This is a genomic window from Luteibacter sp. TLI7-4A (genome assembly GCF_056754745.1).
This window is the reverse complement of sequence record NZ_JBPGWO010000001.1, coordinates 2101710-2127268: the sequence shown is the minus strand read 5'-3', so window position 1 is coordinate 2127268 and position 25559 is coordinate 2101710. Positions and strand designations below refer to the sequence as shown.

Here is a 25559-nt window from a genome sequence, read left to right as displayed (position 1 = left end):
CCAGGGTATGACCGTTCCTTGCAAAAGTGTCTCCAATTGGAGACACTATGCCCATGAACACGGTGATCCAGACAGACGAGTTTACGGACTGGCTTCGCAGCCTGAAGGATCAGGTTGCGAGGGCGAAAGTGATCGTTCGCATCAAGCGTTTGGTTGCAGGGAATGCAGGTGACGCAAAGCACTTCGACGGGATTTCGGAGATGCGGATCGACCACGGCCCGGGATACCGCGTTTATTACGTCAGGGATGGCGACACGATCTACCTTTTGCTGTGTGGCGGCGATAAATCGACCCAGAAGAAGGACATCGAGAAAGCAAAGAAACTGCTGGCGGACCGATAGCCGCCAGCTACGCAGACACGAAATACCTAGTTACGAAATACCTAGTTACGAAGTAACCAGACCAAGGAACCACCATGCCCACCAAGTTCTCGGCGTTTGACGCTGCCGAGTATCTCGACAGTGAAGAGGCCATCGCTGCATACCTGAACGAAGTTCTAACCGAAGATGATCAAGATCTTCTCCTTTCCGCACTAGATGATGTCGCGCGTGCGCGGGGTATGACTCAGGTAGCGGATGCAGCTGGCCTTACTCGTCCCGGCCTCTACAAGGCACTTAAGCCTGGTGCCAAGACCGGGTTCGTGACCGTTCGCAAAATTGCCGGTGCACTCGGCCTAAAAATTGTTCTTGCCCCCTATGGAAAGAAGGCCGTCACGGCCAGGTCCAGGAAGACGGTCGGTGATGTCGTTCAGCGCACCGCAACAGCTGCACCGAAGAAAAAAAAGCTCCCCTCGCGGCCGGTGAAGACCAAGGCGCGCGCCTGACGGGCGCTAGGAACGTCTGACATCCCATAGCGTTTTTAGTACACCGTAAGCACAATCCACCCGGCAACCCGCATTCCAGAGCGGAGCCTAGCCCCCTCCCAAGGGGAAGGTCGCCCGTTCGAATCGGGCCGGGGTCACCATTCGAGGCCGGAGCCCATGACCCATACCTTCGACGCCATCATCGTAGGAGCCGGGCAGGCTGGGCCGGCGCTGGCCAACCGCCTCACCGGCGCGGGCAAGACCGTCGCCATCATCGAGCGGCATCTGGTCGGCGGCACCTGCGTCAATACCGGCTGCAAGCCGACCAAGACCCTCGTCGCCAGCGCCTATGCGGCCCGTCTCGCGCAGCGAGGCGCGGAATACGGCGTCCGTACCGGGCCGCTGTCCATCGATATGCCGACCATCTCTGCCCGGGCCCGCAAGGTGATCCTCGACTCGCGCAAGGGCAACGAGGACTGGCTGGCATCCATGCCGGGGCTCACGCTCATTCGTGGACATGCGCGATTCACCGGTCCGCGACGGATCGAGGTGAATGGCGAAACGCTGGAAGCGCCCCAGATCTTCCTCAATGTCGGCGGTCGCGCCAACGTGCCGGACTTCCCGGGCGTCGACCAGGTCGATTACCTCACCAACAGCACCATCATTCCACTGCAAGCCGTCCCCGGACATCTGGTGGTGGTCGGCGGCAGCTACATCGGTCTCGAGTTCGCCCAGATGTTCCGGCGCTTCGGCGCCGAGGTGACCATCGTGGAGAAGGGCGCACGGTTGATCGGCCACGAAGACGAGGACGTCTCGGCCGAGATCCGCGCGTTCCTCGAAGCCGAAGGCATCGCCGTTCGCACGGACGCCTGCTGCATCACACTGGCGAAGCACGAGCGCGGCGTGAAGGTCGGCGTGGACTGCACCGAGGGAGCCCCCGAGGTCGTCGGTACGCATGTGCTGCTTGCCGTGGGCCGCCGCCCCAACACGGACGACCTTGGCCTGGACGAGGCAGGTATCGAGACGGACGACAAGGGATACATCAAGGTCGACGATTTCCTCCGGACCAGTGCCGAAGGCGTCTGGGCGATGGGGGACTGCAACGGCAAGGGCGCGTTCACGCACACGGCGTGGAACGACTACGAGATCGTCGCCGCCAACCTGCTCGATGGCGAGGAGCGCAAGGTGAGCGATCGCATCCTCGGCTATGCGCTTTACGTTGACCCGCCGCTGGGGCGAGTCGGCATGACCGAATCGCAGGCACGCAAGTCCGGCCGGCCATTGCTGATATCGAAGCGTCCGATGACACGCGTAGGGCGTGCGGTGGAGAAGGGCGAGACCTGGGGCTTCATGAAGATCGTCGCCGACGCGGAGACGAAGAAGATCCTTGGCGCCGCCATCCTTGGCACAGGCGGGGATGAAGCGATCCACGGCATCCTCGACATGATGAACGCGGATGCGCCGGTCGGGACGCTGCAATGGGCGGTACCGATTCATCCGACGGTGTCGGAGCTCATTCCGACCCTCGTCGGAGATCTGGCGCCACCCCCGAGAAACGGCACCTGATCGCATCGACCGTTCTCAGCTCGTACGTACACGGGTGTGACGGGGCGCCCACCATGGTTCAGAGCCAGGGCGGTGGGCGCAGGTAATACAAGCTCACGTTCGACAGGTTCAGCGCGTCCATGACGACCTCGTCCGCTATGCCGTAACAAGCACCGATAATGTGATCGCCACTCCGTGCCAATTTATCCCGCATGTCCGTTATCAGCATTTCACCCATGTCTTCGATGGCGAGGTCGAGCCCCACGGATTTGGCCGCTGGTTTCGTGAGCAGGAGATCCTGCTCGTAGAAGAGCGGCTCCGGTGTTCCATGAAACCACTTTGTTGTCCAGTTATTGCCATTGGGCTGGCCATCGACCCCTGTATAGAGGGTCGCATTGGTGATGCCGCGGCCCGTCATGTGCGGGAACAGGTTCGGGAGGTCCTTGTAGTTGATGGCTGAGTCCGCTGCCCAGATCCGGCTTTTCGGATTCCTGACGTGCGTGCCATATATCCAGTTTCTTGTCACATCCTTCTTTCCACCCCGATTGAGTGTCGATCGGTGCGCGGGGATGTCGCCATCGATGAATACCGAGATGTTCCGTTCCGGCTGTACTCCTGTGCCTGCGGCCTGTGCGATGACACTGACAGGCCCTACGAAGCGCCGCGTTGGCGAACCGCTTCTGGCGGCTGCGAGATCGGATCCACCCAGGGTGGCCCTTGCCATATACCCGATCCATCCAAAGAGGCCACCGGCCTCCGGCTCGTTCGACACCGTCAGGGCGGCGGCGTCGACAGCCGCAGTGATGGAGATCGAGTCGATCATGGACGCGGCGGTCGAGGCCACCGTGCCGGGCGTCGTGACAGCGTCGTTCGTATGCCGGGAACCCGGCGCCGAACTCGCCGTTCCGGTGTTGTTTCTGGCCAGCCCGAAAGACATCGCCACCCAGCTCAGCCATGAGTGACCTTTCGGATCGATCCGGTTTATGGGATCACCGCTGCAATAGGTATAACGATTGATGCCGCCACGTCCGAACGGGCTGGCCCGGTCCGGGGTGAGGAATCGGCGCAGCGTGGTGCTATAGAAACGCGCACCCAGCAAATAGAAGCCGGTGTCGGCCTCGCCTACCTCACCAGCGAAAGCGGTACGCGCCGCCGCCGCCGGCGCGCGCTCGCCGTAAGCGCCGTACGTCGACGTCAGCGTGCGCATCACGGACTTGCCCGCACGGGGAGCAAATGATCGGAGACCGCGGATGGCATGTTCAGCGATCTCATGACGGATTCGTCGAGGAGACCGTGCCCGGTGACGGCGACATGGATGCCATCCTCCGACAGGCGTCGTCGAATCTGTTCCGTTGTCGCTCTCGTCATGTCCATGGCTTCGACGTTCAGTCCCGCGGAGGCGCCGGCCCGCCGGGCGCTTTCGATATCCGGCCTGTGAAGTCGTTCGCCGGCGATCCGCCTGGTTCCATGGGGGTTCCGGAATGCTCGCCGCGAGATCGGGGTCCCGAAGTACAGGTTGGCTTGCCTGACGCCATCCCTCCTGAGTTCCACGGCTCCCTGCCTCACTTGCGGAAGGCTGCCGCTCGCATCGCTTGCCACCAGGCTGCGGGTCGATCCCCGTGTGTCGCTTCGGGCGGATGCGCTCGATGCCAGGATGGGCATGGTCGTCTTCAGGGCACTCACCGTGGCATGGGTGGTGGCTGTCCTGCTCGCACCACCACCGCCGGCCGGCGCGCCACGGGTGGCGAACGACGCCCTGGCGGACGTCATGGATATCTGTTTGGACGCCACGAGCGTGGCGGCGCCCGAGGCGACCCCCGCGCCCATGGACACCCAGCCCAGGATGGCGTTGGCTTTCTGGTTCTGTGTCGCCATCGAGGCGACCGAACCGATAGCTGCCGCTGTCGATATCACGTCCATCGTGACCGCCGTGGTGGTGGCCACGATCCCGGGGGTCGCGGCCACGACGGTCGCCGCGGCGGATGCGGCTCCCATCACGCCGGCCCCACCCGCGGCGGCGGTCGCCACGGCGGTCGAAGCGGCCGCGAGGGGAGCGGTCAGGGCTCCGGCGCTGATGACCGTGCCCACGACGGAGAGGGCCACCATCAATCCGGCCGCCAGCCAGTCCGTCCACGCGTTGCCGCTCGGGTCGATCCGGTTTACCGGATCGCCGCTGCAATAGGCATAGCGGTTGAATCCTCCCTCGTGGAAAGGGCTTTCCGGGTCGGGCACGAGGAAGCGCCGCAGTACCGGGTTGTATGGACGGCCGCCGAGCAGGTACCACCCGGTCAGCCTTTCCATGATCTCGCCGGCGTACGCCAGCCGTGCGGCGCCTGTCGCGCCGGCGTTTCCGCCGTAGGCGGTATAGATGCGTGCCGCGACGCTCATGACATTCGATCCGGCACGGACTCCGTCACCACGGACCCCTGTGGATCGGTACCGAGCAGGAAGGTCTCCCTGATCGCCCCGGTGAGCCGGGTCTCGGCGACGATGCCACCCTCCGCCCGGATGAATCGCCGTCCCTCCAGCGCATCGACCTCGAAGGCGATGGCGCCGTCTTCGCGGTAGCGGTACCTTGGCACCTCATCGATCGTCACGCTGCTTACGCGCGCGTCCGGGCCGTGGATATAGGTGATCCGCCTGTCGTCGGCAAGCGTCACGTTCGCCAATCGGCCTGCGCCGTCCCAATGCAGTGTCCGGCCCTGGCCATCGTCGATCAGGTTGCCGTTCGCATCGTACGTGAGCTCCAGTGACGTGCCGTAGCCGGGATAGCCATCCAGGCTGTTGCTTACGCTGACCAGTCGGTCGAAGTCCACCGCGTCATACCCGTAACGGGTGACGTTGACCCGTCCGTCGAGCAGTGTCGTCGTCACGGTCCGCAGGTTGTCGAGGCAGTCATGCTCGAACTCCTGTTTCACGTATGGCTGTCCGGTCTCGTCGAGTGGGTGTTCGCCTTCGACCGCGACGATACCATGGAGGATCAGCCGGCCGCGGTCGTCATAGTCCATCGTCTCGGTGCGCAGGAGCGTGGTGTCGTCGCGGTACCAGCGACGCTCGGAAACCTTGTCGTCGGCTCGCCAGTCGAATGCCAGGCTGCGCTTTTGCGTGGTCGATTCGCCGGTGTGTTCCCAGGTCTGCTCGTGCACGCGCCCCAGGGAGTCGTAAGCAAGCCGCTGCGTGACGGAACGGCCATCGGCGGAGCGCGAGATGCGATGGTCCAGGCGCGACAGGCCGTCGTAGAACAGCTCGATCGTCACGTCCTCATCGGTCACGCTCTTCAGGCGTCCCTTGTCGTCGTAGTCGTACGTTTGCGTTATACCGTCGGTGCCTGTCTTCTCCAGGGCGAGGCCCCCCGGCGTGATGGTGACATGGCACCCTCGCGGCAGGTCACCGGTGAGGGCGATCTCCTGGCTGGTCATCCGGCCGAGATAGTCAGGCGCGATCGTCATCGATCCGCCTTCGGCGACGATCCGGGTAGGCAGGCCCATGGCGTTGTCATAGGTAGCCTCGGTCAGTATGGCCTCCACCGCACCCTCCGGACTCGTCAACGTCGAGCCGAGCAGCGCTTCTCGCAGGCGAAGATCGTAAGCCATCCGGAGCATATTGCCGCTCGGCATGGTCTTCGTGTCGGAACTCATCTGGTTCGGTATGTAGGCATGGCTGGTAATCAGGCTGCCCGCCTGTTCCATCTTCAACCTTCCCAGTCCGTCCCAGGTGCGGGTTCCCAGTTCCAGTTCGCCGGCTTTTCCGGCGAGGTCGCGGAGCGCTCCATCGCGCTCGGGCGGTACGATGGCGAGCCGGGCGACGAACTCGTCCTCGTGGCCGGGCGCGTAGGCCCGAAGCACGGCGGTTCCATCGGGAAGGTCGCTGCGAATCAAGCGGTCGTGGCCGTCCCATGCCTGACGGGTCACCTTGCCAAGAGGGTCCACCATCTTCACGCACCTGCCCAGCCCGTCGTATTCCCATGTGGTGGTCGACGCAACCGTGGGCTCGCCGGTCTCGGACCACGTACCGGTTTGCGCGCGCCGTTGCCGATCCGCGGCGTCGAGGTAGGTCGATCGCCAGCCGGTCTTTTCGTCGATTCCGTAGCTCTGCCACTGCATCGTCCGCGTGATCACCTCGTCGCCGAACGAAAGCGGGTCACGAACAAGGGTCGTCTCACTCAGCGTCTTGCTTCCATCCGGCGAGGTCATCTGCGAGCAGCGACCCCAGTCGTCGTATGCGTAGGTCGTCTCCAGTCGCAGTGCGGTGTCCCCGCGCATGCGGTCGATCTGCACCTCTCTGGCGAGTTGCCCGAAGCCGTCATATTCCAGCTCGTGCACGGTCATCAGCGTGCCGTCGGGCAGGGGCTCCTGGCGACGGATGGTGCGGCCTTGCTCGTCCATCCACACGCGATGTGGCAGGCCCGTAATGCCAATGCGCTCGACCCAGCGTTCGCTCATCGACAATTGATAGCGCCAGCGCGTTTCGACGCGGTAGTCGGGATGGTCGGGTGACAGCACTTCGCTGGTGCGGCGGCCCAGGGCGTCATAGGTGAACTCGGCCTTGTTGCCGAGCGCATCCACCGTGGATCGCACCAGGCCACTGATGAGATGGAGGGTTTCGCTTGTCGTGTTCACCACGCCATCGTGCGTGGTGTGCGTGGTGTGCGTGGTTACCGTGCCAGCGACGTCGTCGGTTTCGTAGGTGAACGCGCGGATCTCCGTCAGTCCATCCTGCTCGCGTGTCTCCTGCAGCAGGCTGCCGTGCTGGTTGCGCTGGTCCGTGACGAACGACTGCTCGCTGTGGACGAGAATCGTGTCAACGTCGGCATCGAACACTGTCGACGTTTCCCCCGATGCCTGGATGTAGTAGGTGCGCTCCCGCCGCGAGTTGTTTTCGATGACTCGTGCGGAGTTTCTTACGGGGACCTCAACGTAGCGGTACCGCGTCGAACGAATCGGGTCGCCGTTCCTGCCGGGCGAGGTGGTGCGGCTCCTGAGGCGTCGCACTTTCCCGAGCGGATCGGGCGGGCATAGGCCTTCCTCGCCTTCCGGCGGGTAATAATCGGACGTTTCGGTCGTATCGGTGGCACTGTCGTAACGTGACAGGACATTTCCGTAGTCGTCGTACGAACTCTCGGTGAATGTGACCTGCTTCATGTCGGCAAGGCGAACGTCGTAGCAGGTGGTGGTCACCTTGTGTGGAAGCTGGAAGCTCGCCTTCTGATCCTCGAAGGAGATGTGGTCTTCGATGCCGTACTCGGTAACGACGTCCTGCACGACGTTGCCGCGGGTGGTCTTCTCGTTGGTGACGAGGTGGAAGTGGTTGTAGTTGCGCTCGATCGTGCACAGCAGGGATCCGTCTTGATACTGCTCCTCCATCGACCCATAGGTGTAGGCGTCCGCGCCGGGCATGTGGAGGAGCTGATCATTCCGGTTTTCCCAGGACTGTACCGCCGGGTAACCGTAGAAGTTATGGTCGAGATCGCCGTTTCTATAGGTGTATCGGCTTTCCCGGACCACGGTCGTGGCATCGGTCGCGAGTGACCGTTTCCGTGTCGTCACGGCGGGCATGTGGGAAAGAGGTCCCCCAGGGGGAAGCGTAAGTGCCGCCGTATCGTATTCCACCGAATCGCTCAGGCCATCGGGAGAGGTCACCGACGCGAGCAATATCATGATGCCGCCGACGGAGCGATACCCGAATTCCCACACCGCTTCATCGCCTTCGGTCGTTTCGATTTCATTGAGGTCGGCGATGAGGGGAATGGCGATGCGTTCAAGCTGCCCCCCAGGACGCTGAATTGCATCTCCAGCGGAACAACAGCCTCGCGACGGGCGGCGTCGGCCAGGTGGAGGGTGAGCCGGACGTTGTTCAGGTCGGCGTAGTCGACCTGCAGCAATGCCTCGCCATCGTTATCCATGACGCGTGTCAAACGCGAAATGCCGTTCCCATCCGGTTCCCATATGAGTTGGAGTGCATCGCCGCTGGGGTTGATGATGCGAACGGGTCGTAGCAGGTGGGTGGGGTACGACATCGCCTGGAGATGCTCGACGACGCCAGTCACGTGTTCGACCACGGCGGTCCGATGTTCCGGATCCATCATGACCAGTGAACAGCTGTCGAGCTTGCGATCCGGAAAGCGCGCCGGTGCATCGAGCAAGAGCCTCTCGACCTTGTGACTGTCGCCGCTGGACAGGGTCAGGAGGCTGGCGTCGAGGTCGAGTTCGGTGAGGCCAAGACGCCAACCCTTGCCGAAGCCGTCGTCGATCGTGTCGGCGGCGCTGTAGCTCAGGCGGAAGGGGAGGTGGGGGCCTCGCAAGTGATTGCCTTCACCCGTAGCCAGGTCGACGCTCGCCGAGTACATGCCGGTGCGAGGGTCCACGTCCGCGTTGATATGGCTGTAGAACTGAAATGCGGTGGAGTACATGTCCCCCGGCGCCAGGGGAGCCGGTGCAAGGGTTTCATCGGTCGTCATGGCGTTGCCTTCCCTGGTCCTGTGTCGGTCATGTCGCTATCAGTTCGTCCCGTTCACCCTTGACGAATTCGATGTGGCAGCTTTGCACGCTGCCGTGGGCATCCGTCATGGTCAATTTCATCGGCGCCTCCGGTGCGCCGACCCAGGCCGGGATGTCGACCCTTCCGCACACTACGATGACGCCCGATTCCTCTTCGGGGCTTGCAAGTCGCTCTGGTGGTGGCGTTGAACCGAAGTGGTCGTTCATCGCGCCGTTCCAGTGAATCGTCGTGTCGCCGGGCTCGACATAGCCTGTGAAACAGGGTTGCCTGAAGTACGACACCTTGTCCTTCCAATGGATCAGGCCCGGGGGATCGCAGGTCATGCTGCGGATGCCGAGCGTGGTCTGGTCCACCAGCTGGATCGATACCGTTACGATGTCATCGAAGATACCCTCCGCGTTCGCTCCGTACGGATGCGTGGCCGGATCGAGGGGGCGCCGTTCGAGCATGAAGGAACTGGCTGAATACCTCTCGGGAGGAAGGGGCGTCATCGTGATGCCGACATGCTTGTCCATCGCCGCTATGGGTTGCTCGATGCCATCGAAGGTGCACCTTCCGTTGGTGCGCCAGATCGAAAGATCGTCGCCATGGACCTCGAAGGCGACATCCAGGGTCTCCGTGGCCTCGGTGTTGGCGGACAGGTACAGGAAGTAGGACTGGATGGCTCGTGGCTCGCCTGTCCTGGTGGTCTGGGATACATAGCCACGATAGACGTGTTGGGCCGACCAGCCCTTGTAAGTGGTGGAACCATCGTCCGAGAACGGGATCGCTCCGGAGTTCTGGTTATGGTAATCGAAGAGCCGAATGCTCGCGATTTCACTGGAGGTCAAGTCCGACGGCGTCCCATCGTGCTCTGACGCCAGATCGAGCCTGATCCTGGCCTGCTGAAGTCCATTACGGTAAACCTCCGTCTGCTCGAGGATGACGTCGACTTCAGTCAAATCAAGCGCGGGAGACTCGCGCGGGGAGGCTTTCCTTGCCATCACGTTATCCTTGAATGGAGAGCGACATCACGCGATCGTAAATTCGTCCCTGGTGGCGTCGTACGACAGGGTTAACATATGGTCGTTGCCGTAAGCGTCCAGGATATGCATGACCGTGGAACCCTTTTCCGGGATAACGCCGCCTGCGCTGTTGGTGAACTTCCTGGGGAGATTTCCTTTCAGGATTCCTATGACGATACGGCTCTTGTTCGCTCCCACGATCTGACCGACACAATTCGTGTACATCGCATACGGAAGATCCGCGTCCGGTGACGTGTCGTGTTTTCCATGACTGGAACCGCTTCCGATGTAGTGCACGGTCGTGGTGACCCTGTCGACGCGGGTGCCGGCGTGAACGGTGATCGTGGCCGTCGATGTTTCGCTGTTTCGCGTGGCATCGGAAGGTGCGGACTCCGCGACGAGAGCGTACAGCGGCAGCAGGGGAAGACCGGCCGATTCAGCGCCGGTTTCGCCCGGCTGGCTGTAGTAACTGATTCCCCACTGCACATGAGCGAAGAAGTCGCCATGAACGTAGAACCCGAATGCACCTTCCGGTGGCTTGCCACCGACGGATGCGCTCGCTCCGACGGAATCCAGGGGGATGGCGACTCCATTCAATTTCGGATTGAGGTAGTACTCGGTCGCCCAGTAGAAATAGGTGGTCGAGTCGCCCACCTTTCTCCCCGAGACGAGACCGTTGGAAGCAGCGCCGAAATCCATGGCCGAAAGAAAGGGGGGCTCCGCCAGAAGGACGTCGACTGACGAGTCGAATTCGCCATCCCGTCCCTGGCCTTCGGAATCGTTCACGGACGGGCTGGTCGTGAAGAACAGGTTCTCGGTCACCTGGAAACGTGCCGCGAGCGCTCGTCCCGACGATCCGGGAGTGGCGGAGACGTAGAGCGTGATGACCTGGATGCTCGCGGGGGGCTCGACAGCGGTGGCCCGGGATACTTCCGCTTCACTGCTCCGGCTGGGTTCGTCCTCGTGGGGATGCTTCGCCGGAATGGCGGATTCGGTCCACGTGAATCTGTTCTTGTCGAATGAGGACGCATAGCCGTCACCCAGCGCGCTACCGTCATCGTAGAAGATGAGCGTGAGGGCCTGCCTGATCTCGGCTTGCGTGAGCGTGATGGGGTTTTCGTCGGCATCGGCGGCGATCAGCCCGACCTTGATCGGGCACTGCTGGTTGCCATTGCTGAAGAGCTTGATCGTCCCGTGCTGCTCGCTGGGATTGGTCTTGTAGATCTGGAAGTAAGTGAGCTGCCTGACGTCGGCAAGCGAGGTAGTGGGGCGGGATGGGGTGTTCATGAGGACGGTCCTTGTCTGTTCGTGGTTCGTCTGCTTGGTGTTATCCGCGCGGGTTCCCGCCGACACGCCGTCACTTCACGTCGATGCCGTGAGGTGACGTTAAAGATGTGCCGTGACCGCCGTTGACCTGCTGGGCATATGTGCCATTTGGTCCAGGCACCTGTAGGATGAAACAGGAAAGTTTTCCGGTAAGGCCGTTCTGGTAGTCAGCCTCGACAATGGCCGTATCCCATTTGAAGTCCGTACCGAAGCTTGGAATATTTATCGCCGAGGCTTGCTTCAGTACGGTGACTTTCGTCCAGTCGTCGCTTTTACCGCAGTCCGGATCGTCGAAGAGCCAGAGCAGCGTTCCAGGCGGCATGTTTTCCAGGGTCACGGAGCGCGCCTTGTCGTTCGCGCAGTCAACCTGCCCCTCGGGTTCGTCTTTCAGGTTCAGCCTGAGATAAAAGGGAACCTAAGGAACATCGATGGTGCAGAAATTGTCGTCATGGTTATCCTCCCTATTCCAGAACCTCATGAATGCCACCGCTTTCACGGCGTTGCCCGTCTTGCTCTGCTGTGGGCTGCGTGGAGCGACGTCGTTGCCTGCTGGTTGCGGTGTAGCGCATGAAGCCAGAAGGACGATCGTCAGGAATATCAGGAAAGAGTGCATGCGTCGGGCGGTATTCATTCGAAAGCTCCTTTTGCGAATTCCAGAACCCACGTGCCATTCAACCGGCGTCGAGTTCATGGCGCCATAGTCCTTAAGACGTAGGCCGTCCCTATTCGGCGTGCGGCTTCCGATCGGTCGAACTGCGTGCCAATTTGGTGCACGCACGTCGACTTCGGCCCCTTGAGCCAGGAGCCGAAGCGATTCCTCAACTATCCCGAATGACCATCAGGCGCACATCCGTCATGTCCTCGATGGCATAGCGTACGCCTTCGCGGCCCAGGCCCGATGACTTCACGCCACCATAGGGCATGTTGTCGACGCGGAAGCTGGGCACGTCGTTGACGATCACGCCACCCTGTTCCAGCTCATCCCATGCACGCATGGCGTGGCGCAGGTTGTCCGTGAACACGCCGGCTTGCAGGCCGAAGTCCGAGTCGTTGACCATGCCGAGGGCTTCGTCGAAAGTGCTGAAACGGTGGAGCAGGGCAACCGGGCCGAAGGCTTCCATGCGTTGCAGCTTTTCGCCGCGCGCCACGTTTTCGAGCAAGGTCGCTTCGAGCATGACGCCCTTGCGCCGGCCTCCGCACAGGACCTTCGCGCCCGCCTTCCTCGCCTCGTCGATCCACTCCTCCAGCCGTATGGCGGCGTTCTCGTCGATCATCGGGCCGAGGAAGGTATTTTTCTTCTTCGGATCGCCGGCCTTGAGTGTCTTGACCTTCGTTACGAGTCGACGGCGCAATTCGTCATAAATAGTGTCGTGCGCAAGGATTCGTTGAACACTGATGCAACTCTGCCCTGACTGGTAGAACGCGCCGAAGACCAGCCGGTCGACGATGGCGTCGAGGCGTGGGGCTTGGTCGCCGTCGACGATGCAGGCGGCATTGCCACCGAGTTCAAGGATGACCTTCTTGTGCCCGGCCTTGGCCTTGAGGTCCCAGCCGATGAGGCCGCCGGTGAACGAAAGCATTTTCAGGCGCGGGTCGGTCACCAGTGGCTCCGCATCGCGGCCAAGCATGGGCAGGATGGAGAATGCTCCGCGGGGCAGATCGGTTTCGGCGAGAACCTCGCCGATGATCAGCGCGCCAAGGGGCGTTCGCTCGGCGGGCTTGAGCACGAAGGGGCAACCCGCGGCGATGGCCGGAGCCACCTTGTGTGCCACGAGGTTGAGTGGAAAGTTGAATGGCGTGATGAAAGCCACCGGCCCGAGCGGGACGCGGCGCGTGTAACCATGATAGCCGGCGCTGCGTTCGGAGATTTCGAGGTTGAGCGTTTCGCCGTTGATTCGCACCGCTTCTTCGGCGGCGATCTTGAAGGTTTCGATGAGCCGGGTGACCTCGCCCGCCGCATCGCCGATCGGCTTGCCGGCCTCGACGCAGAGCGCATAGGCCAACTCGTCCCGACGCTCGCGGAAGCGCGTGACACAGTGTTCCAGCACCGCCTGCCGTTGGTACGGCTTGAACCGCTTCATATCGCCGGCCGCGCCGTGCGCCGCCGCGATGGCCTGGTCCAGGGCCGCCGCGTCGGGCAGGGCGACGCGCGTGGCAACCTCGCCGGTGTACTTGTCGATGACGTCGAGCTTCGCCTTGCCCTTCACGGCGACGTTGGCGAGGTAATAGGGGTAGTTCTTCCGAAGCATGTACGTGGCCTCGTGGGTGACGAAACCACGGATCATCCGATCCGAGGTGTTCACGCGTCGTGAGGCATCTCCGCGACGAAAAGCGACCCATCCATGGCACTAGGATGTAGATGGTCCTCGCCTTCGACTATTCCCGCCGAAGCTTCATCTCGCCGTCGCCCAACATCACGCGCACGCGCTCTCCGACGGCGACATCGGCAGCACGACGCACGATCGCCTCGCGTTCGTCGAAGACGATCGCATAGCCGCGTTCGAGCGTGGCGAGTGGGCTCACCGCGTGCAGCGTTCGGCCCTGCTGGAGGACCCGCGCGCGATCGCGTTCCAGCTTGCGTGCGATGGCGCGGTCGAGCCGTTGCCGTAGTTCGGCATTACGCAGGCGAGCCGGTTCGAGGCGCAGGCGAGGATGTCGCGCCGTCAGGCGGGCATCGAGGCGTTCGAGACGCGCTCGGCGCAAGGCGTTCGCCTGGCCGATCGCGAAACGGAGGCGCCGGTGCAGGGCATCGAGGCGCTGCGCATCGCGCGCGAGGCGCGCCTGCGGACGCTGGGTGTTGAGGCGCGCCTGCCAATGGTCGGCGCGTTGCGCCGCGGCCTGAAGGCGGCGCGTCGTCAGCGTCGTCATTCGCTGGCGTAGGCGGTCGAGCTGGCGCGCGAGGTCCGCGCCATCGGGCACCAGCAGTTCGGCGGCGGCTGAAGGTGTCGCCGCGCGCAGGTCGGCCACGAAATCGGCGATGGTGAAATCCACCTCGTGGCCTACGGCGGAGACGACCGGCACGGCGCTGGCATGGATCGCCCGTGCCACGGTTTCATCGTTGAAGGCCCAGAGATCTTCCAGCGAGCCGCCGCCGCGGGTTACTAGGATCACGTCGTAGCGACCGCTGGCCGACGCACGCCTTAGCATGGACACGATCGCGGGCGGCGCCTCGCGACCTTGCACCGGCACGGGCAGCACGTCCACCTCGGCGAGGCCGAGGCGGCGTCCAAGCACGCTCAGCACGTCGCGGATGGCCGCACCGGACGGTGATGTGATGACGCCGATGCGGCGCGGAAACACGGGCAGCGCGCGCTTGCGTTCCGGGGCGAACAGTCCTTCCGCGCCAAGCCGGGCCTTGAGCTGTTCGAACTCGCGCTGCAAGGCGCCTTCGCCCGCCGGCTCCATATGGTCGGCCACCAGCTGGAACTCGCCGCGCGCCTCGTAAAGCCCGACCTTGGCGCGCATGAGCACATGCATGCCGTCGGTGGGCCGGAAACGCAGGCGCGACGCGGCCATGCGGAACATGGCGCAGCGGACCTGGGCGCTGGCATCTTTCAGCGTGAAGTACATATGCCCTGAAGCGGGCCGTGAGACGTTGGAGAGTTCGCCTTCGATCCATACCCCCATCGGGAGGGCATCTTCCAGCAGGTCTCGCACCAACCGGTTCAGGCCGGATGGGGTGAAGATCTCGGTGGCGGGGCGGCTATCGAAGTCGGACATGGACCAGGGAGGTTATCACGCTGCCCCGTAGTGTCGACAGGGCAAGGGCTTACGCGTGCTTCCTAGATTCATGCTTACATGCGGAAGACGCCGAACCGCCCCTGCTCGACAGGCGCGTTCATCGAGGCCGAGATGGCGAGGCCGAGCACGCGCCGCGTGTCCACCGGGTCGATGATGCCGTCGTCCCACAGCCGCGCACTCGCATAGTAGGGATGGCCCTGGCGCTCGTACTGCTCGCGGATCGGTGCCTTGAAGGCCTCTTCGTCCTCGGTGCTCCAGCTCCCGCCACTCGATTCGATACCGTCGCGGCGCACGGTGGCCAATACGGAAGCGGCCTGTTCGCCGCCCATCACGCTGATGCGCGCGTTCGGCCACATCCACAGGAAACGGGCGCCATACGCGCGGCCGCACATCGCGTAGTTGCCGGCGCCGAAGCTGCCTCCGATCACCACCGTGAACTTGGGCACGTGGGAACAGGCCACCGCGGTGACCATCTTGGCGCCGTCTTTCGCGATGCCGCCGTTCTCGTACTTGCGGCCGACCATGAATCCGGTGATGTTCTGCAGGAACACCAGTGGCACGTTGCGCTGGTTGCACAATTCGATGAAATGCGCACCCTTCTGCGCGGATTCGCCGAACAGGATGCCATTGTTGGCGACGATGCCCACCGGGTAGCCGTGGATATGCGCGAAGCCGGTGACGAGGGTCTTGCCGTAGCGCGCCTTGAACTCGTGGAACTCGGAGTCGTCGACGATACGGGCTATCACCTCGCGGATGTCGAAGGGACGGCGCGTGTCTTCGGGGATCACTCCATAGAGTTCCTCCGCGGCGAAGCGGGGCTCCAGGGGAGCCCGAACCGCCAGCGGCACCTTCTTCACCCGGTTGAGCGAACCGACGATATCGCGCGCGATGGCCAGTGCGTGCGCGTCGTTCTCGGCGAAGTGATCGGCCACGCCGGATACCGAGGTATGCACGTCGGCACCGCCCAGCGCTTCGGCATCCACGACTTCGCCCGTGGCGGCCTTCACCAGGGGCGGACCGCCGAGGAAGATCGTGCCCTGTTCGCGGACGATGATCGTCTCGTCGCTCATCGCAGGCACATAGGCGCCGCCCGCGGTGCACGAGCCCATCACCACGGCGATCTGTGCGATGCCCTGGGCGCTCATCCGCGCCTGGTTGTAGAAGATGCGGCCGAAGTGCTCGCGGTCCGGGAAGACCTCGTCCTGCAACGGCAGGAACGCACCGCCGGAATCCACGAGGTAGATGCAGGGCAGGCGGTTTTCCATCGCCACTTCCTGCGCACGCAGGTGTTTCTTCACGGTCATCGGGAAATACGTGCCACCCTTGACCGTGGCGTCGTTCGCGAGCACCACCACTTCCTGGCCCATGACGCGGCCGATGCCGGCGATGACACCCGCCGCCGGCGCGGCATCGTCGTACATGCCATGCGCGGCGAGTGGCGCGATTTCCAGGAAGGGCGAGCCGGGATCGAGCAGGGCGCGGATACGTTCGCGAGGCAACAGCTTGCCGCGCGCGACGTGTTTTTCGCGCGCCTTCGCGCCGCCACCTTCGGCCGTGCGCTTCAACGTCTCGCGCAGGTCGTCGGTCAGCGCGCGCAGGCGCAGGCTGGCCGCCTGGAATTCCGGGGAGCGGGTATCGAGCTGCGATTCGAGAATGGGCATGAGGGCTTCGCGCTGGGACGAAACGAGCATCATAGCCGGGGCGGCCGTCACGCAAACGCTGCATCGCGCCAATACATGGCGTGGAATAAAAACGGCCACCCTGAGGTGGCCGTCTCGTGTTTCACCGAAGAAAGCGAAACGCTTACTTCTTGGTGTCGTCCGTCGCGTTCTTGGCGTTGTCGGCGGCATCCTTCGCCTGGTCAGCCGACTTGTCGGCCTGATCGGCGGCGTTGGAAGCGGCGTCCTTCGCGGCCTCCGGCGCGCCACCGGCGGTCGAGGCCGAAGCGGCGGCCTGGGCCTGCGCGGCGGCATCCTTGGCCTGGTCGGCGGACTGCTGAGCCTGGTCGGCAGCCTGGGAGGTTGCGGCATTCTGCGACTGGTCGGCGGCCTGCTGGGCCTTGTCCGCCTGCTGTTGCGCATCGGCGGCCGACTTCTGGGCGTCCTGCGCGGAATCCTGCGCGCCGTTGCTGCAAGCTGCCAGAAGCGCGACGAGCGCAGAGGCGAGAAGGGTACGCGTCAAATTCATTGTGTTTCTCCTTAACCGTGGAATGCCGTTAGGCGGCGTATTAATAGCTCAGTTATGGGTGCTTAGCTACCGATCGCGCCTTTTCGCTTCAGGGCGCATTAAAGCCCATGGACATGGCGTGATCGTTTCGAAACGACCGCCTCACGTATCGACGCCGGGTTCACGCCAGTTCGATGGCGATCGCCGTTGCCTCGCCGCCACCGATGCACAGCGCGGCGACACCTCTTTTTGCCCCACGCGCCGTCAACGCATTGAGAAGGGTCACGACGATGCGCGCGCCGCTTGCACCGATGGGATGGCCGAGGGCGCACGCGCCGCCGTTGACGTTGATCTTCTCGCGCGACACGCCGAGTTCGCGCATCACCGCCATCGGTACCACCGCGAAGGCCTCGTTGATCTCGAACAGGTCGACATCGTCGGGGGTCCAGCCGGCCTTCGTCAGCACCTTGGAAATGGCACCCACCGGCGCGGTGGTGAACCATTCCGGTTCCTGCGAATGCGTGGCGTGGGCCACGATGCGGGCCAGCGCGGTAACGCCGCGGGCCTTCGCATCGTCCGCCGAAAGCAAGACGAGCGCGGCGGCGCCATCGGAGATGCTCGACGAGCTGGCGGCGGTGATCGTGCCGTTTTCCTTGCGAAACGCCGCGCGCAACGTGGGGATCTTGGCCACGTCCGAACGACCGGGCTGTTCGTCCTCGGCGAAATCCTGCGCGCCCTTGCGACCCTGCACGGTCACCGGCACGATCTCGTTGGCGAAGGCGCCGGATTTCTGCGCGGCCTGCGCGCGCTCGACCGAACCGATCGCGTAGGCATCCTGTTCCTCGCGCGTGAAATGGTACTTGTCGGCGCACTGTTCGCCGAAAACGCCCATGGCCTTGCCGTCGTAGGGATTGGTCAACCCGTCCCAGGCCATGTGATCGACCAGCTGGCCGTCGCCATAGCGGATGCCCGTGCGTGCGTTGACCATGTGCGGCGCATTGGTCATCGACTCCATGCCGCCGGCGACGACGACCGACGCCGAGCCGGCCTTGATCAGGTCATGACCGAGCATCAGGGCCTTCATGCCCGAGCCGCACACCTTGTTGATGGTGGTGCAGCCGGTGGACGTCGGTAGCCCGGCCTCGAGGGAGGCCTGGCGCGCCGGCGCCTGGCCCAGGTTGGCCGGCAGCACGCAGCCCATGATGACTTCGCTGACGTCGGCCGGGGCGATGCCCGCGTGCTCCAGGGCCGCCTTGATGGCGATGGAGCCGAGCTTCGGCGTGGGCACGCCGGTGAACTGGCCGAGGAAGGAACCGATGGCGGTGCGCTTGGCGCCTGCGATGACGATGTCGGACATGGGGACTCCGTGATACTCGGATGGCCGCCCTTTCCGGGCGGAAAACCCATTGAGTATCGCAGTGGGGCCGGGGCGGGGGCAATCTGCGCCGCCGCAGGCGGTTTCACACGGGTGGCACAAGGGGACCGGGGCCCGGGAAACGCCCCCCGGTCCTGCGACCCGACGCACGCTTTCCTGCGCCCGCACCGCGCCTTTCCGCAAGGTCTTGTGGCAACATCTGCCCAGGTGCGCCCACGGATCGCGGGCGCAGACATTGACGTCAGACCAGGGGACAACATGAATACGATGCAGATGCCGCGTCGGCGCGAACTCGCGCTGGCCGTTTGTGTGGGTATCGGCCTGACGGCCTGCGGCGGTGGAGGGAGCGGAGGCGTCAGGAGCTCCAACATCCCTTCCGTGCCGTCGAACAACATCCCCTCGGTGCCGTCGAACAACCTGTCGGACGTACCGTCCTTCAACATCCCCAAGCCGCCCTCCACGGGCGCGACGATCGCCCAGCCGCCGGTGGACGTGCAGCTGACGGCGACCAACGTCAAGCCCGCCCACGACGCGGGATTCACGGGGGCCGGCATCGTCATCGGCATCGCCGACTCCGGCGTGAACGCCTCGAACCCCGCGCTGGCCGGTCGCGTGGGCGCGGAATACATCTACGTCGACCCCGCGACGAACAACGTGGCGGTGGACGATGTCGTCGGGCACGGCACCATCGTGGCGGAGATCGCCGCCGGACGTCCCTATGGTTCCTTCGTCGGTGGCGTGGCGCCGGATGCCTCGATCGTCTCGGCACGCATCATCGCGGACAAGGCACCTGTCGACGACGGCTCGGGCCAGGGCAACAAGGTGACCTCGGCCGATCCGTTGGGCGACGTGAACGACAAGCTCGTCGTCACGTCCGGCGCCCGGATCGTCAACAATTCCTGGGGCGGGTTGTACTGGGATCCCGCGGACAAGGACACCACGGCGAATTTCGCGACGGCGTACTTGCATGCCTCGATGGAACACGCGCTCTTCGTGTTCGCGGCAGGCAACGAGGGCAGGGACAATCCCTCGACCGTCGCCGCGTTGCCGAGTCTTGTCCCCAGCCTGGAGAAAGGCTGGCTGACCGTCGTCGCGCTGGACAGCAACCACGTCGACCAGATCGCTTCGTATTCCAACCGTTGCGGTATCGCGCAAGATTATTGCCTTGCCGCGCCCGGTGCGGTCGTGGTCGTCGCACCGAACGCGACCACGGGCCAGGCGACCTACGTGTATGGAGCCGGCACGTCGTTCGCGGCACCACAGGTTTCCGGTGCCGCCGCGGTGGTGATGTCGGCCATGCCTGGCCTGTCCCTCGACTCGGTCCGGCAGGTTCTGCTGGGCACGGCGGATGATCTGGGTGCGCCAGGTCCGGATGCGGTGTATGGCTATGGACGCCTGAACCTCGGGCGCGCGATCCGCGGCCCGGCGAAGTTCGATTGGGGCGACTTCACCGCCGGTGTCTACGGCCACGACGCCGAGTTCGCCAACGACATATCGGGTGCCGGGGGCCTCCGCGCCTTCGGTGATTCCCATCTCACCCTGAGTGGCAGCAATACCTACCAGGGGATGACGCTGGCGGGATCGAGCATCACCCTCGAAGCCATGCATGGCATTCCAGGCGCATTGACGGTGCAGGACAGCGCCACGGCGATCGTGCATGGCGACATCGGTGGCGACGTGGAGGTATCGGCTACCTTGCAGACAGCCGATACCTCCACGCATGTCACGGGCAACTATGTGCAGACGTCCACGGGACGGCTGTCGCAGCTGCTGGGCGCGCCGCTCATCGTTTCGGGCACCGCCACGCTCGCCGGCGAATTCCACGTCGCCGGCGCGGTCTCCGGCTATGTTCCGACGTCGCACCAGCAGGTGCTCACGGCCAGCGCGATCTCGGGAGGCTTCTCCACGACGACGAAAGCCAACGGCGTCTTTCTCAACGCGACCCTTCAGTACCTGCCCGCCGAAGTCTGGATCGATACCACGACGCTCAGCGTGAGCCAGGTCGCCAGCACGAGCATGAGCCAGTCCGCCGCCGCGCAGTCGTCCGCCCAGCGGCTCGACGGCGCGTTCCAGCAGATCGACCGGAGCCTCACCGGCACGTCGGCCGGGAGCACCTCGTTCGCGACCGGCACGCTGGTCGCGGCGGGCGGCATTCAGCAATCGGCGAACACCCAGGTCGCGCAGGCTTCGCTGGAGTCGCTGTCCGGCCAACTCTACGCGGCGAGCACGGCCGTCACCCTCGCGGGTATCGAGGCGGGTAACGATGCGCTGATGAGCCACCTCGATCACCAGGGTGCGGGCGGCGCGTGGATGCAATCGTTCAATGGGCAGGGCGGCCTGAGCCGCGGCGGTTTCGGCAACGTCGGGTTCAATCTGGATGGCGGCCTTGCCGGTAACGACGTTCGCGTGGGCGCGAACGGTTTCGCCGGCGTGGCGGTGGCGCAGATGCGCAGCACCGGCCAGTTGTCGAACAGTTTCGATCGCCAGCGCAGCCGGTCCACGGAGGGCATGCTGTACGCCGGATCGCGTGGCGCGAACTGGTATGGCGTGGGGCGTCTCGGCTTCGGCAACTTCCGCGGCAATACCCAACGCCTGCTGCGCTTCGGTGACCAGGCATCCTTTGCCGGCGGAGACAACACCGGTCGTTACAACGTCGCCTATGGCGAAGTCGGCTACCGCACGGACGCGGGTGCGTTCTCGCTCACGCCGTTCGCCAACGTGGAGTACGCCAGCATTCGTCGCGACGGCTTCCAGGAGTCCGGCGGCGAAGGCTTCGGACTGAGCGCCAACGGGCAGGTCACGTCGCGCTGGCAGGCGGGGTTCGGCCTGCGCGCCGGGGCATCGTGGCTTACCTCGATGGGCAAGCTGCGGCTCGATGCGAAACTGGGCTGGCAGAATGCGTTCGCGACGAAGGGCGAGGTGTTCTCGGCACGTTATACGGGCATCGCGCAGTGGGCGCCGGTCGACGGTATCGGCCTCTCGCGCCGCGCCGGGACCGCCGGCATGACGCTGGGCTGGGACGTGAGCGAGCGTACGCAGGTGGGCTTCGATATCGACCAGCGCTTCGCCGATCGCGACCATTCACGCTCGGCCAGTGCCACGTTCCGCATGGCCTGGTAAGCGAGGCAAGGAAACGGCGGGAGCCGCCCAAGGTGGCTTCCGATGAAAGGTGGGAGCCGACCTTGTCGGCGATCCCGCGGCAGCGGCCAGGGTACGGCAAGCACCCATCGCCGCTGAAGCGGCTCCCACAAGGGCATCGGGTAGACCGGTTAGGAACGGACCTGGTGGGAGCCGACCTTGTCGGCGATCCCGCGGCAGCGGCCAGGGTACGGCAAGCACCCATCGCCGCTGAAGCGGCTCCCACAAGAGCATCGGGTAGACCGGTTAGGAATGGACCTGGTGGGAGCCGACCTTGTCGGCGATCCCGCGCAGCGGGCCAGGGTACGGCAAGCACCCATCGCCGCTGAAGCGGCTCCCACAAGGGCATCGGGTAGACCGGTTAGGAACGGACCTGGTGGGAGCCGACCTTGTCGGTGATCCCGCGGCAGCGGGCCAGGGTACGGCAAGCACCCATCGCCGACAGGGTCGGCTCCCACCTTAAGCAGGTCCCACCTTAAGCAGGTCCCACCTTAAGCAGTTCCTACTTTAAGCAGGTCCCACCTCAAGCGGTTCGTCTATCTTTACGATTTGCCGTGGAACAGTTCGCGGCCGATCAGCATGCGGCGGATCTCGTTGGTGCCCGCGCCGATCTCGTACAGCTTCGCGTCGCGGAGCAGGCGGCCGGCGGGGAACTCGTTGATATAGCCGTTGCCGCCCAGCGCCTGGATCGCCTCCAGCGCCACCTTCACCGCATTGGTCGATGCATTGAGCAGGCAAGCCGCCGGATCGATGCGCGACTTCACGCCGTTGTCGAATTGCTGCGCCACCATGTACGCGAAACCGCGCGACGATTGCAGCGCCGTGTACATGTCGGCGACCTTGGCCTGCATCATGCCGAACGTGCCGATCGGGGCGTTGAACTGCTTGCGCTCGCGCACGTACGGCAGCACGAGGTCCATGGCCGACTGCATGATGCCGATCGGGCCGCCGGACAACACCAGGCGCTCCGTGTCCAGGCCGCCCATCAGCACGCGCACGCCTTCGTTCACTTCGCCCACGATGTTTTCCGCGGGGATCTCGCAGTTGTCGAACACCAGTTCGCAGGTGTTCGATCCGCGCATGCCGAGCTTGTCGAGCTTCTGCGCCGTGGAGAATCCCTTCATGCCTTTCTCGACGATGAAGGCGGTCATGCATCGGCTGCCAGCGGGGCGCGGCGCCGTCCGCATGTACACGAGCAGCACGTCGGCGTCCGGGCCGTTGGTGATCCACATCTTCGTGCCGTTGGCGACCCAGGTGTCGCCGACCAACTCCGCATGGCAGCTCATCGAGCCGACCACGTCCGAGCCCGCGCCGGGCTCGCTCATGGCCAGCGCGCCCACCCATTCGCCGCTGGCGAGCTTGGGCAGGTACTTGCGTCGCTGGGCCTCGTTACCGTTGTGGTAGATGTTCTGCACGCACAGGTTGGAATGCGCGCCATACGACAGGCCGACCGACGCCGAGGCGCGCGAGATTTCTTCCATCGCGATCATGTGGGCGAGGAAGCCCAGGCCCGAACCACCGTATTCCTCGGGAACCGTGACGCCGAGCAGGCCCATGTCGCCGAACTTGCGCCATAGATCTTCGGGGAACACGTTCTCCCGGTCGATCCGGTCCGCGCGCGGCGCGATCTCCTTTTCGGCGAAGGCGTGCACGCTTTCGCGCAGGAGGTCGAGGTCTTCACCGAGGGAAAACGGGCGCATGCGTGGAACTCCGGAGGATGCGGGAAAAGCGGCCCATCGTAGCGCGGGGGCACGTCCAAGCCACGGCGCGACGCAGCAATCAGATCGGTGGAAGGCCGGCGATACGGTCGTGTACGCGCACCAGCAGCAGGCATTGGCGGTCCACCAGACGCACCGTCTCGACCGGTCCGGCGGCCTGGGCGGCGGCATCGACGACCAGGTCCGGCGTGCCGAGCAACGGTGCCGTCGTACCGTCCCTGACGTGTTCGGCAAGCGCGGCGAAGCCGTTGGCGACGCGGTGGGCCAGCCTTTCCACGGCGTTCGCGTCGTGCACGGCCAGGGCCTGGCGGTGGGCGCCGAGGGTGGACAAGTGCGACAGTCCGGCCTGGAGGGCCGCAAGCAGGCGTAACGCGCGTTCGCCCCGCTCGCGGGAATGGCCGGGCTCGCCGAGCAATTCGGCCACGTTGCCCGCCACCGCCGCCTGCGTGGCGTGGGCGTCGCGGCGGGCGATGCGGTAAGCCAGGTCGTCGGCCTTGCCGGTGGCATACTGGCTCGCGATCGCTTCGAGGTAGCGCGCATACGCATGCAAGGTGTCCGCGGCGATGTCTTCCAGGCGGCGTACCCGCCAGTCCGGCAGCACGAAGCGAATGACGACGGTGGCGACGAAGGCCCCCAGCAAGGTGTCGAGCAAGCGGGGACCGATGGCGTCGTAGCCCGCGCCCGCCAGGTCGAAACAGAGCAGGACGAAGATCGTGATGACGGCCGTCGCCAAGGCGTAGCGTCGCAGGCGGAAGGCGAAGAACGCCACGCCCGTGGCGACCAGCACCGGTAATCGCCAATCGCCGCCGGGAAGCAGGCGAAGCATGGCCCATCCCGCGAACAGCCCCGCCATCGTGCCGGCGATGCGCTGCATGGTGCGGCGCTGGGTTGCCCCGTAGCTGGGCTGGCAGACGAACAGCGTGGTGAGGAGGATCCAGTATCCGTGGGTCGGATGCAGGAGCAGCATGAGGCCGTAGCCCGCGAGCATGCCCGTCGCCAGGCGTACGGCGTGGCGGAAATGCATGGAGCGGCGATCGAGGCGGACGCGGATGCGCGCGAAGGCATCGGCGAACGTATCGGGTTCGCTGTCCTGCAAGGCGATGTCGGTACCCTCGCGCAGGCTGCCTTCGTCCTCGATGCTGGCCAGCAGATGTTCCATGTTGGTAAGCAGCGCGGACAGCGCGTCGTCCAGGGCCTGGCCGGGCGGATCGCTGCGGCGTCGGTAGGCGATGGCCTCGCGCACGTCGTCGAGCGCGGCTCGGGGCAGGGCCATCGGGCCCATGGGCGCCACGCGGCGGATGGCATCGGCACGCTCGCGACAGGCGCTGGCCTGCAAGCGCAGGAGGCGGCCGAAACGGAACATCAGGTCGCTGTGGTAGAGCGCCGCCGCCAGTTCGTCATAGGGATAGTGTGACGAACTGACTCGTTCATGGATGTCCTGGGCGGCGAAGAACATGGCCAGCCGCGAGGCGGAACGGCCGCGCGGTTGACGCCGTCCGATGCGATCGAGCAACGCGGCGCGTGTCGCCGCCAGCGCCTCCACCGTTTGCAGGTTACGCCGGGAAAACTCCACGGCCAGCTTTTCACGGTCGAGACCCCGCACCGGCTCGAACAACGCCGCCTTCGCTTCCATCAACTCAGCCAGGGATTCGAACAGCCGGGCCAGCGCGTGGCGTACCGCGCGCTGCGGCGCCATGGCGCTCCACAGCAGCGAAAGAAGGCCATACCACGCCGCGCCGGCGAGGATGGCGGCGGTGCCGCGCCAGTCGCCGGGGGCGGCGGTCGAGGCGTCGGATGCGATCATCGTGTAGACCGAGAGGATCAGCGTGGCCGTGGCGATCGTCGCGTAGCGTCCGCTGGCCGCGCCCAGCATCACCAGCACGAAGGTGCCGGCGGCAAGCAACAGGGCGAACAAGGGAGGATGGCCGATCGACGCCTTTACCACGCTTGCCGCGCCGGCGAAGCAGACGAGGGTGACCAGGAGTCCCCGCAGTCGGCCGCGCCAGGCATCGTCGGTCTCGGCCAGGGCGCAGGCGATGGCGCCGAGCAGGGCGGGCACGAGCGACTCGACGGGGCCGGCGAGGGTGCACCATGCGGCGATGCCGGTCAGCGCGAGGAAGACACGCGCGACGTCGGCGAAGCGATCGGATTCGGCGAGTTGGCGGAGGGGGCGCATGACCCCTAGCTTAGCGGGATGGGATCGGCGCTATCGCGATAGCGCCGCTGAAGCGGCTCCCACAAGGGCT

Annotated in this window: 19 protein-coding genes; 4 read left to right on the top strand and 15 right to left on the bottom strand. The window is 64.6% G+C overall.

Features of this window, described 5'->3' with window-relative positions; translation table 11 throughout:
- Nucleotides 1-53: 53 nt before the first annotated feature.
- The 3 genes from ACR9Y6_RS09385 (at nucleotide 54) to ACR9Y6_RS09375 (ending at nucleotide 2368) form a co-directional block, all read left to right on the top strand.
- Nucleotides 54-341, top strand: coding sequence for a type II toxin-antitoxin system RelE/ParE family toxin (locus ACR9Y6_RS09385; RefSeq protein WP_481281045.1), 288 nt, complete (start codon nucleotides 54-56; stop codon nucleotides 339-341).
- Between the two features lie 74 nt (nucleotides 342-415).
- The gene (locus tag ACR9Y6_RS09380) at nucleotides 416-823 is read left to right on the top strand and encodes an addiction module antidote protein (protein WP_481281044.1); all 408 of its coding nucleotides are present in this window, start codon (nucleotides 416-418) and stop codon (nucleotides 821-823) included.
- A gap of 156 nt (nucleotides 824-979) precedes the next feature.
- The gene (locus tag ACR9Y6_RS09375; RefSeq protein WP_481281043.1) at nucleotides 980-2368 is read left to right on the top strand and encodes an FAD-containing oxidoreductase; all 1389 of its coding nucleotides are present in this window, start codon (nucleotides 980-982) and stop codon (nucleotides 2366-2368) included.
- Between the two features lie 58 nt (nucleotides 2369-2426).
- Here ACR9Y6_RS09375 and ACR9Y6_RS09370 read toward each other — a convergent pair whose 3' ends face one another.
- The 13 genes from ACR9Y6_RS09370 to ACR9Y6_RS09310 all read right to left on the bottom strand — a co-directional run bounded on the left by ACR9Y6_RS09370 (nucleotide 2427) and on the right by ACR9Y6_RS09310 (nucleotide 18439).
- On the bottom strand, nucleotides 2427-3554 hold the full coding sequence (locus ACR9Y6_RS09370; RefSeq protein WP_481281042.1) for an RHS repeat-associated core domain-containing protein: 1128 nt from the start codon (nucleotides 3552-3554) through the stop codon (nucleotides 2427-2429).
- On the bottom strand, nucleotides 3554-4735 hold the full coding sequence (locus tag ACR9Y6_RS09365; RefSeq protein ID WP_481281041.1) for an RHS repeat-associated core domain-containing protein: 1182 nt from the start codon (nucleotides 4733-4735) through the stop codon (nucleotides 3554-3556). The genes ACR9Y6_RS09370 and ACR9Y6_RS09365 overlap by 1 nt, the downstream gene beginning before the upstream one ends.
- Entirely contained in the window at nucleotides 4732-7902 is a 3171-nt protein-coding gene (locus ACR9Y6_RS09360; protein WP_481281040.1) for an RHS repeat domain-containing protein, read from the bottom strand. The genes ACR9Y6_RS09365 and ACR9Y6_RS09360 overlap by 4 nt, the downstream gene beginning before the upstream one ends.
- A 98-nt stretch (nucleotides 7903-8000) precedes the next feature.
- Nucleotides 8001-8804: a hypothetical protein gene (locus ACR9Y6_RS09355; protein WP_481281039.1), complete on the bottom strand. Its 804-nt coding sequence runs from the start codon at nucleotides 8802-8804 to the stop codon at nucleotides 8001-8003.
- 28 nt (nucleotides 8805-8832) lie between these two features.
- On the bottom strand, nucleotides 8833-9828 hold the full coding sequence (locus ACR9Y6_RS09350; RefSeq protein WP_481281038.1) for a hypothetical protein: 996 nt from the start codon (nucleotides 9826-9828) through the stop codon (nucleotides 8833-8835).
- A 27-nt stretch (nucleotides 9829-9855) separates the two neighbouring features.
- Nucleotides 9856-11202 carry a hypothetical protein gene (locus ACR9Y6_RS09345; RefSeq protein WP_481281037.1) on the bottom strand — a complete coding sequence of 449 codons (1347 nt, stop codon included), beginning with the start codon at nucleotides 11200-11202 and terminating at the stop codon, nucleotides 9856-9858.
- A 4-nt stretch (nucleotides 11203-11206) separates the two neighbouring features.
- Nucleotides 11207-11512, bottom strand: a complete 306-nt coding sequence (locus tag ACR9Y6_RS09340) for a hypothetical protein (protein ID WP_481281036.1) — start codon at nucleotides 11510-11512, stop codon at nucleotides 11207-11209.
- Between the two features lie 78 nt (nucleotides 11513-11590).
- Nucleotides 11591-11806: a hypothetical protein gene (locus ACR9Y6_RS09335; protein WP_481281035.1), complete on the bottom strand. Its 216-nt coding sequence runs from the start codon at nucleotides 11804-11806 to the stop codon at nucleotides 11591-11593.
- 187 nt (nucleotides 11807-11993) lie between these two features.
- Nucleotides 11994-13424 carry an aldehyde dehydrogenase family protein gene (locus ACR9Y6_RS09330; protein ID WP_481282713.1) on the bottom strand — a complete coding sequence of 477 codons (1431 nt, stop codon included), beginning with the start codon at nucleotides 13422-13424 and terminating at the stop codon, nucleotides 11994-11996.
- A gap of 127 nt (nucleotides 13425-13551) precedes the next feature.
- Nucleotides 13552-14895 carry an exodeoxyribonuclease VII large subunit gene (xseA, locus tag ACR9Y6_RS09325; RefSeq protein WP_481281034.1) on the bottom strand — a complete coding sequence of 448 codons (1344 nt, stop codon included), beginning with the start codon at nucleotides 14893-14895 and terminating at the stop codon, nucleotides 13552-13554.
- A 74-nt stretch (nucleotides 14896-14969) separates the two neighbouring features.
- The gene (locus tag ACR9Y6_RS09320; protein WP_481281033.1) at nucleotides 14970-16577 is read right to left on the bottom strand and encodes a carboxyl transferase domain-containing protein; all 1608 of its coding nucleotides are present in this window, start codon (nucleotides 16575-16577) and stop codon (nucleotides 14970-14972) included.
- A gap of 142 nt (nucleotides 16578-16719) precedes the next feature.
- Nucleotides 16720-17103, bottom strand: a complete 384-nt coding sequence (locus tag ACR9Y6_RS09315) for a hypothetical protein (RefSeq protein ID WP_481281032.1) — start codon at nucleotides 17101-17103, stop codon at nucleotides 16720-16722.
- A 160-nt stretch (nucleotides 17104-17263) separates the two neighbouring features.
- Complete coding sequence (locus tag ACR9Y6_RS09310; protein ID WP_481281031.1) at nucleotides 17264-18439, bottom strand: thiolase family protein; 1176 nt, start codon at nucleotides 18437-18439, stop codon at nucleotides 17264-17266.
- A 276-nt stretch (nucleotides 18440-18715) separates the two neighbouring features.
- On the opposite strand from ACR9Y6_RS09310, the gene ACR9Y6_RS09305 reads away from it, so the two are divergent.
- Nucleotides 18716-21577: a S8 family serine peptidase gene (locus ACR9Y6_RS09305; protein WP_481281030.1), complete on the top strand. Its 2862-nt coding sequence runs from the start codon at nucleotides 18716-18718 to the stop codon at nucleotides 21575-21577.
- Between the two features lie 560 nt (nucleotides 21578-22137).
- On the opposite strand, the gene ACR9Y6_RS09300 is transcribed toward ACR9Y6_RS09305, so the two are convergent.
- Nucleotides 22138-23295 (bottom strand): isovaleryl-CoA dehydrogenase, encoded by a 1158-nt coding sequence (locus ACR9Y6_RS09300; RefSeq protein ID WP_481281029.1) that lies wholly within the window; start codon nucleotides 23293-23295, stop codon nucleotides 22138-22140.
- A 79-nt stretch (nucleotides 23296-23374) separates the two neighbouring features.
- The gene (gene yccS, locus ACR9Y6_RS09295) at nucleotides 23375-25489 is read right to left on the bottom strand and encodes a YccS family putative transporter (RefSeq protein WP_481281028.1); all 2115 of its coding nucleotides are present in this window, start codon (nucleotides 25487-25489) and stop codon (nucleotides 23375-23377) included.
- Between the last annotated feature and the right edge of the window lie 70 nt (nucleotides 25490-25559).

What these genes read in the sequence shown, in the direction of transcription:
- ACR9Y6_RS09385 (WP_481281045.1), top strand. Translation starts at nt 54, where the DNA reads ATGAACACGGTGATCCAGACAGACGAGTTTACGGACTGGCTTCGCAGC.
- ACR9Y6_RS09380 (WP_481281044.1), top strand. Translation starts at nt 416, where the DNA reads ATGCCCACCAAGTTCTCGGCGTTTGACGCTGCCGAGTATCTCGACAGT.
- ACR9Y6_RS09375 (WP_481281043.1), top strand. Translation starts at nt 980, where the DNA reads ATGACCCATACCTTCGACGCCATCATCGTAGGAGCCGGGCAGGCTGGG.
- ACR9Y6_RS09370 (WP_481281042.1), bottom strand. Translation starts at nt 3,554, where the DNA reads ATGCGCACGCTGACGTCGACGTACGGCGCTTACGGCGAGCGCGCGCCG.
- ACR9Y6_RS09365 (WP_481281041.1), bottom strand. Translation starts at nt 4,735, where the DNA reads ATGAGCGTCGCGGCACGCATCTATACCGCCTACGGCGGAAACGCCGGC.
- ACR9Y6_RS09360 (WP_481281040.1), bottom strand. Translation starts at nt 7,902, where the DNA reads ATGCCCGCCGTGACGACACGGAAACGGTCACTCGCGACCGATGCCACG.
- ACR9Y6_RS09355 (WP_481281039.1), bottom strand. Translation starts at nt 8,804, where the DNA reads ATGACGACCGATGAAACCCTTGCACCGGCTCCCCTGGCGCCGGGGGAC.
- ACR9Y6_RS09350 (WP_481281038.1), bottom strand. Translation starts at nt 9,828, where the DNA reads ATGGCAAGGAAAGCCTCCCCGCGCGAGTCTCCCGCGCTTGATTTGACT.
- ACR9Y6_RS09335 (WP_481281035.1), bottom strand. Translation starts at nt 11,806, where the DNA reads ATGAATACCGCCCGACGCATGCACTCTTTCCTGATATTCCTGACGATC.
- ACR9Y6_RS09330 (WP_481282713.1), bottom strand. Translation starts at nt 13,424, where the DNA reads ATGCTTCGGAAGAACTACCCCTATTACCTCGCCAACGTCGCCGTGAAG.
- xseA (WP_481281034.1), bottom strand. Translation starts at nt 14,895, where the DNA reads ATGTCCGACTTCGATAGCCGCCCCGCCACCGAGATCTTCACCCCATCC.
- ACR9Y6_RS09320 (WP_481281033.1), bottom strand. Translation starts at nt 16,577, where the DNA reads ATGCCCATTCTCGAATCGCAGCTCGATACCCGCTCCCCGGAATTCCAG.
- ACR9Y6_RS09315 (WP_481281032.1), bottom strand. Translation starts at nt 17,103, where the DNA reads ATGAATTTGACGCGTACCCTTCTCGCCTCTGCGCTCGTCGCGCTTCTG.
- ACR9Y6_RS09310 (WP_481281031.1), bottom strand. Translation starts at nt 18,439, where the DNA reads ATGTCCGACATCGTCATCGCAGGCGCCAAGCGCACCGCCATCGGTTCC.
- ACR9Y6_RS09305 (WP_481281030.1), top strand. Translation starts at nt 18,716, where the DNA reads ATGAATACGATGCAGATGCCGCGTCGGCGCGAACTCGCGCTGGCCGTT.
- ACR9Y6_RS09300 (WP_481281029.1), bottom strand. Translation starts at nt 23,295, where the DNA reads ATGCGCCCGTTTTCCCTCGGTGAAGACCTCGACCTCCTGCGCGAAAGC.
- yccS (WP_481281028.1), bottom strand. Translation starts at nt 25,489, where the DNA reads ATGCGCCCCCTCCGCCAACTCGCCGAATCCGATCGCTTCGCCGACGTC.